Annotated in this window: 12 protein-coding genes; 3 read left to right on the forward strand and 9 right to left on the reverse strand. The window is 44.1% G+C overall.

The features are described 5' to 3' along the window. Window positions 1-336: 336 nt before the first annotated feature. Both LC20001_RS11660 and LC20001_RS11665 read right to left on the reverse strand, forming a co-directional pair. Entirely contained in the window at window positions 337-807 is a 471-nt protein-coding gene (locus tag LC20001_RS11660; RefSeq protein ID WP_010012013.1) for a hypothetical protein, read from the reverse strand. A gap of 168 nt (window positions 808-975) precedes the next feature. Further along, window positions 976-1617 (reverse strand): SDR family oxidoreductase, encoded by a 642-nt coding sequence (locus tag LC20001_RS11665; protein ID WP_010012014.1) that lies wholly within the window; start codon window positions 1615-1617, stop codon window positions 976-978. 153 nt (window positions 1618-1770) lie between these two features. Here LC20001_RS11665 and LC20001_RS11670 point away from each other — a divergent pair, with 153 nt between their 5' ends. Next, the gene (locus LC20001_RS11670; RefSeq protein ID WP_010012015.1) at window positions 1771-2274 is read left to right on the forward strand and encodes a MarR family transcriptional regulator; all 504 of its coding nucleotides are present in this window, start codon (window positions 1771-1773) and stop codon (window positions 2272-2274) included. Between the two features lie 107 nt (window positions 2275-2381). On the opposite strand, the gene LC20001_RS11675 is transcribed toward LC20001_RS11670, so the two are convergent. From LC20001_RS11675 to LC20001_RS11700, 6 genes are all read right to left on the reverse strand, one after another. Beyond that, window positions 2382-3305 (reverse strand): serine hydrolase domain-containing protein, encoded by a 924-nt coding sequence (locus LC20001_RS11675; protein ID WP_010012016.1) that lies wholly within the window; start codon window positions 3303-3305, stop codon window positions 2382-2384. Between the two features lie 19 nt (window positions 3306-3324). Continuing rightward, complete coding sequence (locus tag LC20001_RS11680; RefSeq protein WP_010012017.1) at window positions 3325-4239, reverse strand: DMT family transporter; 915 nt, start codon at window positions 4237-4239, stop codon at window positions 3325-3327. A 270-nt stretch (window positions 4240-4509) separates the two neighbouring features. Then, window positions 4510-6114, reverse strand: a complete 1605-nt coding sequence (locus LC20001_RS11685; RefSeq protein ID WP_010012018.1) for an APC family permease — start codon at window positions 6112-6114, stop codon at window positions 4510-4512. Between the two features lie 365 nt (window positions 6115-6479). After that, window positions 6480-7862, reverse strand: coding sequence for a group II intron reverse transcriptase/maturase (ltrA, locus tag LC20001_RS11690; RefSeq protein ID WP_069700543.1), 1383 nt, complete (start codon window positions 7860-7862; stop codon window positions 6480-6482). Between the two features lie 497 nt (window positions 7863-8359). Next, window positions 8360-8590 (reverse strand): heavy-metal-associated domain-containing protein, encoded by a 231-nt coding sequence (locus tag LC20001_RS11695; protein ID WP_010012019.1) that lies wholly within the window; start codon window positions 8588-8590, stop codon window positions 8360-8362. 97 nt (window positions 8591-8687) lie between these two features. Further along, window positions 8688-10061: a glutathione synthase gene (locus LC20001_RS11700; protein ID WP_010012021.1), complete on the reverse strand. Its 1374-nt coding sequence runs from the start codon at window positions 10059-10061 to the stop codon at window positions 8688-8690. Between the two features lie 145 nt (window positions 10062-10206). Here LC20001_RS11700 and LC20001_RS11705 point away from each other — a divergent pair, with 145 nt between their 5' ends. After that, window positions 10207-10404, forward strand: coding sequence for a YegP family protein (locus tag LC20001_RS11705; RefSeq protein ID WP_010012022.1), 198 nt, complete (start codon window positions 10207-10209; stop codon window positions 10402-10404). Window positions 10405-10726: 322 nt separating this feature from the next. Then, the gene (locus LC20001_RS11710) at window positions 10727-11917 is read left to right on the forward strand and encodes an IS110 family RNA-guided transposase (RefSeq protein WP_056943250.1); all 1191 of its coding nucleotides are present in this window, start codon (window positions 10727-10729) and stop codon (window positions 11915-11917) included. Between the two features lie 133 nt (window positions 11918-12050). Here the strand turns inward: LC20001_RS11710 and LC20001_RS11715 are convergent, their stop codons facing one another. Continuing rightward, complete coding sequence (locus tag LC20001_RS11715; RefSeq protein WP_010012026.1) at window positions 12051-14429, reverse strand: phosphoketolase family protein; 2379 nt, start codon at window positions 14427-14429, stop codon at window positions 12051-12053. Window positions 14430-14440 lie beyond the last annotated feature (11 nt).

Raw genomic sequence — 14440 nt, forward strand, 5'->3', positions numbered from 1 at the left:
GGACGGATGGCTCCTTTTCGTTTCAAATATTCGTTTTCTTAGAGTGTGTTGAAAAAGCGTCCAGCTTATGACGTATAACCTAGCTAGACAATAAGTTCGAACTGAATTGTTTGACTACATCACTATACGTTGATCTGCTTTCAACCAAGTTTACGCTAAATTAATTTAGCAATATTTTTCCAGCTTAATTCAAGCGCTTAGTATTTAGCAATTCAAATTAATATAAGCAAAATGGCGCAACTTTTCAGCACGCTCTAACCATAATGACTACTATAAGAATAGCATTAATTACGCCGTGCTTCAATTTCACTTTGGTAACAAATTAAGCGCGCTTGATTATTTTTCTGCTGGCGTGTCCGCAGCAGCCTGTAACTCAGTAATTTTTTCACTGATTGCTGCATCAATCTGTTCAATCGTCGGCGCTGGCGCTTGCAGGAACGCTGCAACGCTACTCATTTTATCGATGCGCATCCCCGACGCATTTAGATTTTCCGCCGTTGTGATCAAATACAGATTTAATGGATACTGCTCTTCAGCAGTAGTCAACAATGCAATCTTATCTACCAGCTCATAAGGTAAATTAATAATACCCGCCTGTAATTCAATCGTAGCCGGCGTTTCAAAAGGTAACTCAATTTTAATTTGCGCTATTTTTTTAGCGGTTAGTTGTGTTTGTAGTTCAGTATACGCTGCTGCTAGCTTCTTCAAATCCGCTTTTTTAATATCGTTGGCTGTCAGCTTGATTGCAGTCGTCGTATATTCTTCCGCGCGGATCGCCGCGATAAATTCTTGGCTTTGCATTTCCATTTGGTAAAAACCTCCGCTTCATATAACGGTAATACGCTTCCGTTATTCACCCGTCTAGTATAACCTAGGATCCACATTCCTACCAGTAAAAAAGAAACTGTACGTAGCCAGCATTAGAAAAAATAAAGGAATGCACCTTTGCGCACTCCCTTACCTCAAATAGCGATTCTAAAATGCCTGCTCAATTGGTGTTGTTCCACTTACTAAATCGTAAATTTGCCCCGAAGCTTGTGGTTTACTTAAAACAGCCACGATGGCGGCCGCAACATCGGCGCGGGCAATCTTTTTACTGCTAGCTAATGTTGGTTGCAGCGAAATTTTACCGGTACCAGCATCATTGGTCAAAGCGCCTGGCCGCAAGATCGTATAATTTAATTGTGTTCGATGTTGCAACCATTCATCAGCGTAGTATTTAGCCACATAATATGGCTCAATCCTAGTTTGCGCCCATTTGTCCCGTTGGTCTGCATACAAGGCACTAACAATCACGTAGCGCTTAACGCCCGCTTGTTCAGCCGCAATCATCGTTTTAACGGCACCATCCAGATCGATTTCTAGAGTGCCATCGTAACCAGTCGCACCACCAGAACCGGCGGTAAACACAACATTATCCACATCTTTAAACGCCGCAGCTTGTTCTTGAGGTAAGGCAGTTAAGTCAAATTGCCGCGGTTGCCCACCAAGCGCGCTTAAAGTGTCAGCTTGCTTAGTATCACGAATCCCCGCCAAAACAGTTTCACCGGTAGCTGCTAATTGTTTCGTTAATAGTTGACCAATTTGGCCATGCGCACCAACAATAAAAGTTGTCATAAAATGACCTCCACATTAAAATTATTTTTGCCGTAATTGCTTCCACCACAACATTTATGCTATGGTTTACTCTGAAACTAAGTTTAACGCAATTCACTGAATAATACCTAACCTTTTGCCCGGAAACTATTTTAACAAGGAGTATTCATTACGATGGATAAAATCAATTACTTTAAACAAGTGATCGAACCAACATTACTGCAAATTGCGACCACCACCGCCAGCAATAGCTCTTTTGAACAAGAGTGGTTATTAAAGCGCTTAAAAACCACACCGGAGTGGCAGAAAGTACTGAGCAATCTGCCATTACTCTCTCTGCACACACTAGCCGATATTGGCAAAAATCAGCCGATCAATGGCACTGAACTCACTGCCCACTTACAAGTATCCAAAGGCGCGATTTCTAAAACCGTCAATAAGCTGATCAAATTTGAACTGATCGATAAATTCAAACGGACCGATAATCGTAAAGAAGTTTATTACTCGCTAACCGATAAAGGCCAACAATTAAATTACGCTCATCAACAATTGCACTTACAACTTGATCAACAAATGCAGCAACTGTTAGCTCAGTATCAACCCGAGCAGTTGGAACTTGTGGCTCGTTTTGTCAAAGAAATCCAAGATTTACACAACGCACCAATCGTGCAGGATTGATCGCAATTCCAATTATCGATAAATCTGGCGCGCTTTGTGGGATAATGCTCCTACGATTCGCCGGTTGCTGAGTAAGATGACCCCAGAATTACCGTCACGACTTAGTGCTAAATTAGACTCGTAACCATTTTCAACACCATGACTAACAAAAAATGGCGGTAATTGCATAAACCACCGCGATAACTGCCATCAGTCGCGTTAAATAAGGTCGCTATACTAGCTGGTTTTAGTAAGCGGCCTTGTTGGATTGCTTGTTCCAAGCGAAATAATTCGCTGGCGGTGCTGTACATATTACCCGTACCCAATTTGCGCTTTACCGCCACCCTAGTCGTATGGACGCGGAACAAATACGGCAAAAAAGTAATTTTAGTCTGGTAAGCCAACGCCGCATGCGTTTCTTGTTTAAAGCCATCTAATACAAAGCCGGTATGGTGCAATTTTAGTGGCTGTAATAGGCGTTTTTGGACTAAGTGCTGATAACTTTGACCCGTGATTTGCTCAATGATCCCTGTTAACAACAAATAATTCACTGGCTCGTAATTATGCTGCCCAATCTGCTTGACCTGAACGTATTTAACCGCAAATTTGATCAATTGCCGATCAGACAACATTTTTTGTGGCTCAGTCGTCGTAAATAACCCCGAATTCATATCCAACATTTGGCGCAATGTGATCTGGTTACTGTGCTTGATCTGTGGATAATATTGACTTAGCGGAGTATTCAACTGAACCTTACCAGTCTCCACGAGCTGCATGAATAAAACAGCGGTGAACACTTTCTGCACTGACGCCAATTGATAAGTTGAAGCCGCTGAATTACGCTGTAATTTAGCAAAATTGGCGTAGCCATAGCTCCGTTGCAGCACGGTATGTCCGTTACGAACAATCAAAACGGTGCCGGTAAAATGCTGCTTTTTGAGTTGTTGGGCAATCTTAGTGACTGTGGCTGCTTTTAGCGCCGCCTGAACGGAGCCGGCGCTTAAACTCAAACCTAGGACCAAGCTGATCAAAATAATAAATCGTCGTTTCAAACTAAAATACCTACCTTTACTATGACGACTCTAGCGATTGTGGTCGGGCCAGCGCTAGAATGAAGACCGTGCTTAAAATAAGTAACGTACCCCCAAATTCAATCCACCCAAAATGCACCCTTAAATACAAAACTGATAAGACCGTCGCGGCTAGTGGTTCAAAGGCATCTAACAGTCCGACTGCCGTTGCTGAAATATAATCTAAACTCGCCAAATATAGCGAATAAGCAACCACTGTACCGGGAATCACGATAAACCAATAACCCAGCTGACCAACCAGATCCAAATGCGGTATCTGCCACGCACCGGGATGGAGTAACCCAAATAGTAACCCACCTAACGTCATTGCCCAACCGGAGATCGCGATTGCACCATACTCAGCCAATAAGTGAATCGGCAATAAAACATAAGCTGCCGCGGCCATTCCAGTAGCCACGCCCCAGAAAAAGGCCGCCGGTGAGATAGCTAAATGTGTTGGCTGTCCACCAGTGACTAACAAAAAAGTCCCCACTAAGGCAACCAATACGGCAATTAAATCTGCACGTCGTGGGACTGCTTGTTCACGCAACATCGTATATAATACGATGAATACCGGTGACAAAAACTGTAAGATCGTCGCGGTTGCGGCATTGCCAACCGCCACAGCTTTGTAGTAAACAAACTGCATAGCCACCATGCCAAAGATCGTAAACGCAAGCAAAGCAATGATACTCCGCCAAGAATGCCACAGCGCAAATAAACGCTGACGCTCCTTGGGCAACAAAGCCGCAAACAACAAAAGCAAGATGCCGGAGATCAACATTTTAGACTCGATCAGCCAAACTAAACTCAGCTGGCGCGTCGTAAATAACCATTGCGCAATGGGTCCAGAAACGCCCCAGAGAATCGCCCCAACTGCCGCTAATAAGATTCCTTGTAACTGTCTTGTCCGCACTCAAATCCCCCCTATTCCACAACAGAGCCTGTTTTCTATTATCGATTGAACTACTTCACACATGTTTTTCATTATACCATTTGTCTCCATAAGAAAAATAAGAGTTTGCCATAAGCTATTTAGCTGCTATTTCACAATGGCAGTTGATTTTTTACATTGAAAATTATTGACCATTCTTGTGGCCAACAATCTGGTTTTGACGATATGGTTCAGAAACAAAAAAAGAGTTGCGCCATAATTGCTTATGCCACAACTCCCCAACCAATACGATTACTCATCATCATCCACTTTAACTTGTCGATTAACCTCCGCTGCTGCAACCAGCTCGTCACTATCGATTCGACTGGCTACACCCCAGCAGTAAAAAAGATATGCCGTAACACTGATCAGCACAAAATCCCATGGGTAATGTAACCAACCATTTCCGCCAAACGGCTGACTACCAAGATACGAAACGGCCGAAAGAAAGACCAAATAAATGATCAGCCACAAGCTTCCTTTTAATTGCTGTTTGAAATTAGGAAACCCGCGACGCCACTCATAATAAACGTAAAAAGGTAATCCCAACAAAATAACCAAGATGACTTGGATCGTAGTTGGCCACATTGCCCAGTAAGTGGCTAAACTTGCTAGAACAAAGGCAACTGGCGCAACAACGCGTAGCCATTTTGACGCCACCGGTCGCTTAAAATTAGGCCGCAACTTACGTAAGGAGATCACCGTCACTGGTCCAGTTAAATAGGCAATCAAAGTTGATGTGGAAATCACACTGGCCAACACACTCCAATTACGAAAAACGCTGACCATTAGCAAACTGATCACTAAATTAGCGGCCATCGCCAACCGCGGAATGCCATAACGTCGATTCAAACGGCCTAGCCACTGTGGCATGTGCTGATTTTTGGCCATCGCCCATAGCGTCCGACTTGTGACCGCCACAAAGGTAACCCCAGTGCCAAACGGGGATACAAAAGCATCTAAATAAAGCAAGATCGACCACCACTGCAGTCCTAGTAAAATTGCCAGATCTGCGAATGGCGAGGCAAAATTTAAACCATGCCAACCACTCTGAGCCAACAAATGTGGCGGTACACTACCGATAAAAGTGACTTGCAACAACGTATAGATCACGGCACTGATCAACAATGAAATAGCGATTCCCCGTGCCACGTTATGTCGTGAATCGCGAATTTCGCTCCCCATATTGATCACAGTCTGAAACGCATTATATGAAAAGATAATTCCTGACGCTGTCGTCGCCTGAAAAATTGCCGCGCTACCCTGTGGCGCAAAAGTCTGCCAATTATGACCAAAATTAGCGGGATGAAAGCCGGATGCCATCAATAAGATGATCGTTAATGCCGGGACCACCATTTTAAAAACAGCGATCAAACTGGTGAAACGAGTTAATAAACGAATCGACCAGAAATTCAATAGCGTAAATACTAACATAAATAAAAAGACGATCAACAGACCGAATGTGGTCACATCCCCATGAGCAACAAATTGGCGGGTCCAATTAGCCCACGCCCACGGCCATGAGCTCATATATTGCACTGCCGCCACCGCTTCAATGGGGATGATCGTTACTAGAGATACCCAGTTAGCCCATGCCGCAATAAATCCGAGCAGCGGTCCATGACTGTATTGTGCATAACGACTCATTCCCCCACTTTCAGGAAACATTGCCCCTAACTCAACATAGTTAAAAGCAATCGCCATGATCACGATCGCACCGATGATCCAGGCAATGATCGCTGCAGGACCGGCAACCATTGCCGCCTCCCCAGAACCAAACAGCCAACCAGAACCAATGATCGAACTCAGTGCCAGCATGACTAGAGAAAATAAACCAATTTTATGACGTTCCTGCATAAACGACTCTCCTAAATTTTAATCTATCACTTTTAAAACGAAATTCAGCAACTTGATTGTATTTTGAACTTAAGGACTAAATTATCTCATTGATTTTTAATTTGTACAAATTATTTTTAGCATCCGCTTTGATTGATTTATTGAGGCGCATAAAAAACTCTCAGAGGGCGCGCTTCGCTTCGCCCTCGTATCCATGATATGAAACCGTCTTCGCTCTTGATATAATCAAGAGGAAGGCGGCTTTATTTGTTCATCGCTGGTTTATTGGTGGTTCTTCAGACCCCGTAATCGAGTAGGAGGTAATTGTAAGTTACCGTCCTCTCACACCACCGTACGTACGGTTCCGTATACGGCGGTTCAATAATTTAAGCACTCTGAATTTGCTGGAGCGTCTGACTCAAGTTAATGAGTCCACGACGTTCCAGCTCTTTGTTAGTTAGGGTACGGCACAGCGTTTTACTATGCGCTGTCCGCCAGTACCCTTTACGCGTGTTAGCGGATAGCTTAGCTTCATCTTTCGTAAATCCTAATCCGCTCAAGTTGTTCTCTCTAGTTTTGGCTTTCTTCCATTGTTTCCAAATGTACTGGCGAATACGTGACCGCAGCCACGCATCTAATTCCGTGATGAACCGCTTCATTCTACCCAAGCTGTAATACTGCAACCAACCGCGCATCTTTTGACGAATCTCTGCCATTATTTGGTCTTCGGATACACCACGATTACGCTTAGTCAGCCGCCTCAATGCTTGTTTAACTCGCTGCTTCGCTGACCACACCGGATAGGGAAAAGCCCTGCCTTTAGTGTGGCCCAACGTAAAACCTAAGAACTTCATTCTGTTGGTGGCGACCACTTGTGTCTTTTCCTGATTGAGCGTGAGTTTTAACTCATGCTCGAGAAAACGAGTCACACTAGCGAGGACTCGTTGGCCCGCGCGTGGACTTTTAACAAAGATATTGCAGTCATCGGCGTAACGGACAAATTCATGACCGCGCCTAGCTAGTTCTTGGTCGAATTCGTTGAGATAAATATTCGCTAACAGTGGCGAGATCGGCCCGCCTTGCGGTGTGCCTTTCTCACTGCGTTCAAACAATTGCCCATTCATGGTGCCACTAGTCAGAAAACGGCGAATGAGCCGTAGTATCCAGCGGTCACTAATTCGCTGCTTGAGAAACTTCATAAGCATGTCATGATTAACCGTATCGAAGTAGGCCTTCAAATCCAGATCAACCACATAGTGATAACCCGCATTATCTAGCTGAACGACCTGTTGAACTGCGTCATGTGCACTGCGTTGGGGTCGAAAACCAAAACTATTGTTGGCGAAGATCTGTTCATATATCGGCGAAAGGACCTGGGCCACGGCCTGCTGGACTAGCCGGTCGATCACGGTCGGAATGCCAAGCTTACGCGTTCCACCGTTGGGCTTTGGAATTGAGACTTGCTTGACTGGTGCCGGTTTATAAGTCCCATTGGCCAATTCTGCGAGTAATTCTTCGCGATGTACTTTCAGGTACGGTTTCAATTCATCAACGGTCATACCGTCAACTCCGGCCGCCCCTTTGTTCCTGACCACACGTTGATAAGCCAAATTCAGGTTGTTGCGGGCCAAAACTAATGCTTGAAACTGAGTGCCACTCATCTTTTCTCCTTCACCGGAGGCGATACTACGCGCCCCAGTTTGTCTTTGGTCTTCCAGACCTATCATCCGCTGGCGGTCAGCTTGTTCTGTTTTCTGCGATTTTCGCATCGTCTTCACTTCCAGTCGCAATATGAGTTATTATTGTTTGGTCCTTCATGGTTACCCACTACTATGACCTCGGCTGACTCCTGTACACTTAACCAGCCATTTCTGACTTGCTTTGAACTCATATTTCCTTGTCATTTGGGTATTCCCTAAGAAAATCAGGATTGTGTGTACAGGTCTCCCCGGGTAAGAACGTCAACTTTCGTACCATGTCACCGTCAGCTTTACTGTCGTAACTTCGGGTAGTATCGGACTTCAGTGTGTTTGGCCACCTTATCCAGTTACTTCCGGCCTTATAGCTGCTTCTTGTTCATCGGTGCAGTACTTTGCTCATCAGGCTTCCTTCAGTCTTCACCTCACGATAAAGGCCTTGCCTTTGGCTAGCGGTTCCGACTACTACGGCCCGCAGTGGACTTTCACCACCTAGTTGACGCCCATGCCGGGCGCACCAAAAAAGGAGTTGGACATAAACGACTTATGTCCAACTCCTGCACTAAAACCTAACTTAATTCTTTAACTTTCATTTTCTTAACCGGATAACCTAAGCGATCCACAACGTCGGCCAACTTTTCGGCGGATGTTTGTGCCGGATCGAAATCAACTTTAACTTTAGCGGCATTAAACAAAACTTTGATCTCACTGACACCAACTTGCTGTTTAAGTGCACCCTCAATTTTTTGCATGCATGACGGGCAAGTTAAGTTATCTAATTGCATAATTGCTTTTTCCATAATAGTGACCTCCTTGATCAACTTATGGCTATAGTTTACCGCCGTTTAGTAATCCGGCAATTGATCGGCATCAAGTTTTGCCAATTTTTTAAAAATTTTAGCTGACTACCGATTGTTCCTGGGGATTCAGATGCGGTAAACCTTGGTATTGATCAAAAAGTGCCTGCTGCAATTTTTTAAGACTCGGCCGCGGTTCATTTTGAAAGTCACGATAAACTGGCGAACTATTGAGTTGAGCCCGTAACTGAAAATTGCGCGCCTGTTGCAAGCCGTACGCCAGTAATGAATCTTGCTGGATTCGCGGCAACAAACGACCCGCCAAAGTCAGTTGGGGCCGACATAATTTTTCGGCAGCTTGTGCCACCACCGAACGATAAATTGGCGGTAGCTCAGCGGTAATCACCAATTCTTGTAGCTGCGCTAGTAAATCTAAACCAGCCTGTTGCTGGCTGCTAGTTGCCAGCGGATGTTCCAGCGCCACCTGATCATTTTGCTGTGTTGCCGCCGTTAATTCCGTTGCTGCCAATTTAGGGGTAACCATAAAATAAAATGCTAGTAATTGCAACAATAGCAGCGTGTCGCTACGTATCCCGGTCGTAACCGTGGGATCAAGATCTAACATACGTAACTCAATATGACTGATCCCATGAGACGCCAAAGCCGTCAAGCCCGCCGGATGCCGCAACCGCACAGCTTCATGGAAGGCGGATTCAGCAATCAACTCATCAGCGGCAATAGCTGCTTGCATTTTTTCTACATAAGCTGCTACCGAGGTATAATCTCCCTTAAAATGACTAGCAAAACCATAACCGTATTGTCGCGAATTACGCAATGAGCGCACTGGCTGTGCCGGTAAATCAGTTAAATAATTAGCTTCTGCAACCGGACTAGCACCCTGTAAATAGGTGAACAACCACCGATACTGCATAAATCCAATCGCCTGCTTGAGTAACAATTCGTCACGTACCTGCCGCGTATCTCGTCGCACGGCCTTGGCAATGGCGCTAGTCCACTTTTTATTAGGGGCCAAGTTAACATGGATTCCTGAAGGTAAGCCTTCTTCCATGCCGTAACGGCGCCCTAATTCCTGATAATAAGCCATTTTTTCTGGTCCAACATCGGCATAACCTAGCTCACTGTGAGTTGCTGTTAAACAAGGCGGTAATGAAAACGGCCAAAGATACTCATCCGCTGCCAATGCGGAACGCAATGTATAATCTAATGCCGCTAAATACTGACTTGCTGTCCCAATTGAATTAGCGACTGGAGTGATTATTTCACTTTGTGTATTGAAGTAATCATTTTTAATGTACGGATTGGCGCGTTGTTGACCTAACATTGGTGGATATGGTGCCGCGCTTAAATAGCCGTCAGCACCAATTCGATGACGTTCCACTTCTAATCCCCAAGTAAATCCCTGGGCAAAATTGCTGACACCTAATTGTAAAATATATTTACCTAAATCATCCACGGTCCAAGCCTCGCTTTCGTTATAATCTATTACTTATCCACTATATAATCGTATACCGGAAACGCAATTAAATTCTAGAAATATGCTAGCGTTTTCTAAAAACTTTGCCAGCTCATGTTACAATAATCGATAAGGAGGCGGTTTTATGTACATTTTGATCAAACACATTGATAAGCTCAAAAATGATAAAGCCAAAAAAGTTTATCGTGTACTTTTAAAAGCTGATAATGGCGATACTTTATTTAAAAGCAAAAAACTTTACTACCGTAAATCAGTCGACCACCTTATCGTACGACTCCAAGAAAATGATTTTGCCACAACAAAAGTTATCGATCATACTTAAATCAATGCAGGCACTAACGATCAGTAAACCAAACTAAATTAGTTTTGCTGATCGTTTTTTAATGCAACAAAAAACTCTCAGAGGGCGCGCTTCGCTTCGCCCTCGTATCCATAATATGAAACCGTCTTCGCTCTTGATATAATCAAGAGGAAGGCGGCTTTATTTGTTCATCGCTGGTTTATTGGTGGTTCTTCAGACCCCGTACAAAAAACCGATGGTCTTCAGCTCTGAGATTACCCAATTGTTGCCCTGAGCACGTATATAAAATTTCAATCCCTCAATAGCCGAAGACGCTGCCTATCAATACTAGGAGGTCTCCCCAATGGAAGTTGTCGCAGAAAGTGTTGCCGGGATCGATGTCCACCAAAAGGAAATCACGGTAACCGTATTAATCGGTTCAGCCGAATCAGCTAAGCCAAAAAAGGTACACGCGCGTTTTCAAACGGTCACTTTTGACTTGAAAGCGTGCGGCGCATGGTTGAAACAACAGGATGTTAAGCAGGTACTCATGGAAAGTACTGGCCAATATTGGCGCCCTGTTTGGCAGATCCTTGAGCCGTTTGGCTTTAATATGATCCTATGTAATCCGCGTATTATTAAGAATATTCCCGGTAAGAAGACCGATCAAAAGGATTCTGAATGGTTATCCGAACTTGCGCGGTACGGACTTGTTAGTGCCAGTTATGTGCCACCACGTCAGATTCAAGAGCTACGTGAATCGACGCGTTTAAGCAAAAGTATCACCCAACAAATGACGCGCCTGAAGAATCAGGTCCACGATATTCTTCAACGTTCTAATATCAAGCTCACGACCTATGTTTCCGATATTTTCTCCGGTTCTGGACGCCGCATTCTGGCATTATTGGAGAATAGTGAGGTGATCAACCTTGCCAGCATCGAACAAGCAGGGACCGGTAAACGCGGGTATCGATTAAAGGCCACTCCAAAACAAATCTTGGCTTCTCTTGATGGCGCTCTGAGCTACAATGATCGCTTTTTGATGGCAATGAACATGAATCTGCTAGCGAGTTACCAACGTGAATTAATCAATCTAGAGTCGCAAATTTATGAGCAACTTGAAGCCTTCTCAGAGTTGTATCATCGCTTACAAGCGATTCCAGGCGTTGGTGAGGGTACTGCACAAATCATTATTGCCGAAATTGGCTCAGACGTAAGTCCATTCCCCGACGCCCACCATCTTGCCTCTTGGGCGGGCTTGTGTCCAGGCAGCTACGAATCCGCGGGTAAGAAACATGGGGCACATACGCTTCACGGTAATAAATACCTCAAAACGGCGATGATTACCGCGGCTATGGCAGCGAAGTCGACGAAGCAAACGGGTCTACGAGACTTTTACTGGCGGTTGTGCTCGCGTATGGGCAAGCAGAAGGCTAATGTCGCCCTCGCTCACAAGTTACTGCGTATTATTTATGTGATGATCCAGACTGGCGCGACGTATCAAGAATATAAAAAGAGCCAACGTACTGAAGATACGTTGACTCCCAAAATATAAGTTACTAGCGCTAGTATAACTACAGTATAGCAGTTTTTTTCGGCATTTGCACACCAAGGGGTTACTGCGCGCTAAATTGAGTTTGGTTTCATATAAAAATCGACTCCGCAAAGAGTCGATTTTTCAGTCGGTACTATTTCAATGGTTGCCATGTCCAGTCAAGTACTTCTGGAATATCCTCACCATTTTCACGAATATAATCGTGATGGTATTGTAATTTATCGTCCATTTTTTGGATGAAAGCTGCGCCTTTATCCGCATATTCAGGTAAGTGCATGATGACATCCTTGGCTAAATGGAAGCGATCAAGTTCATTGACGACCCGCATATCAAATGATGTAGTAATGTCGCCTTCTTCACGATAACCGTGGAACATGATGTTACGGTTATGGCGATCAAAGAAGATATCGCGTGGTAAGTCTTCAAAGCCATGATAAGCAAATAAGACTGGTGTATCTTTAGTAAAATAATGATCGAATTCAGCATCAGACAAGCCGCGAGGATCACGTTCTGGACTGCGTAACTTCAACAGGTCGATCACGTTAATATAACGGATCTTCAATTCAGGGAAGTTGTCGTGCAAAATATTAATTGCGGCTAAACTTTCCATATTTGGTTCAGTCCCTGCAGCAGCGATCACAATATCGGGCTTGCTACCTTGATCAGTTGAAGCCCAATCAATGATACCTAAACCGTTATTCGCCAACTTAGTCGCTTCTTCAATGCTGTAGTATTGTGGCCGTGGTTGTTTTGAAGTAATCAAAATATTGACCGTTTGCTTACTATTAAAGATCAATGGACTAACCGCTAACAACGAGTTAGCATCAGCTGGTAAATATTCACGGATATATTCTGGCTTCTTTTCCGCCATATGCGTTAAGATACCAGGATCTTGATGGGTATACCCGTTATGATCTTGCTGGAAGCTAGTCGATGTTGAAACCACGTTCAATGATGGATACTTAGTCCGCCAATCTAATTCATCAGCTTTACGGATCCACTTGAAGTGCTGGGTCAACATTGAATCAACGACCCGCAAGAAAGCTTCATAACTAGTAAACAAGCCATGACGACCAGTTAAGGTGTAGCCTTCATTAAAGCCTTCAGCTTGATGTTCTGATAATTGTGAATCAATGATCCGGCCGGTAGGTGCCAAATATTGATCTTGCGGCTCCTTGATTGGTTCCAACCACTGCCGACTAGTTGCCTCAAACAAGCTGTACAAACGATTGGACATCGTTTCATCAGGACCGAAAATACGGAAATTATCCGGATTGTTCTTGATCAGATCACGCAAATAATCAGACCAAACAATCATGTCTTGTTTAACTTGCTTACCATGTTCTGTATTATCCAACGCATATTTACGATAATCAGGTAAGTTCAAATCTTTAGGAGCAATACCACCGTTTGTAATTGGATTGGTCGACATCCGCTTGTCACCCTTAGGCGCTAATGCCCGTAACTCAGGAATCAACGTCCCATTTTCATCAAATAGTTCTTCAGGCTTATAGGATTCCAACCATTCAACTAACGCATCTGCATGCGTCATATCATTTTGATTTACTGGAATTGGAATCTGATGCGCACGGAATGAACCTTCGATTGGTTCGCCGTCCCAAGTTTTAGGACCAGTCCAGCCTTTTGGTGCCCGGAAAATAATTACTGGCCAAGTTGGTTGCGTTGGGTCGTTATTTTCACGTGCATGTTTCTGGATTGCTTTGATCGATTCGATTGCTTCGTCCATTGCTTTAGCCAAAGCCGGATGCATCACTTTAGGATCGTCACCTTCAACAAAAATTGGTGCCCAGCCCATACCTTCAAAATACTTTCGTAAATCAGCGTCAGATTTACGTGCCAAAATCGTTGGATTAGAGATCTTGAAACCGTTCATGTTGACGATTGGTAAAATCGCACCATCATGAATTGGGTTGATAAACGTATTCGAGAACCATGAAGCTGCTAACGGTCCTGTTTCAGTTTCACCGTCACCAGTGACTGCTGCAGCGATCACATCAGGGTTATCTAAGATCGCACCAGTTGCGTGGGATAATGTATAACCTAATTCGCCACCTTCATGGATCGAACCTGGTGTTTCGGCTGCCGCATGGGAAGCCACGCCACCAGGGAATGAGAACTGTTTGAATAACTTTTGCATCCCTTGTTCATCTTGCGTGATTTCTGGATAGATGTCACTGTATGAGCCGTCCAAATAAGAATTAGAAACCATGACCTGGCCACCATGACCGGGACCTTCAATATAGAACATGTTCAAATTGTACTTATTGATCACACGGTTTAAATGGGCATACAAGAAATTCTGTCCAGCAATCGTGCCCCAATGGCCAATTGGATAATACTTAACGTCACTAGCTTTTAATGGCCGCCGCAATAAAGGATTGTCTTTTAAATAAAGCTGACCAACAGAAAGATAGTTAGCTGCCCGCCAATAAGCGTTTAATTTTTCAAAATATTCTGGTGATGAATAATCTACGGTTTTTGTGTCCGTCATGATTGATTCTC

Source organism: Loigolactobacillus coryniformis subsp. coryniformis KCTC 3167 = DSM 20001, from assembly GCF_002706425.1.
Classification (GTDB): Bacteria; Bacillota; Bacilli; order Lactobacillales; family Lactobacillaceae; genus Loigolactobacillus; species Loigolactobacillus coryniformis.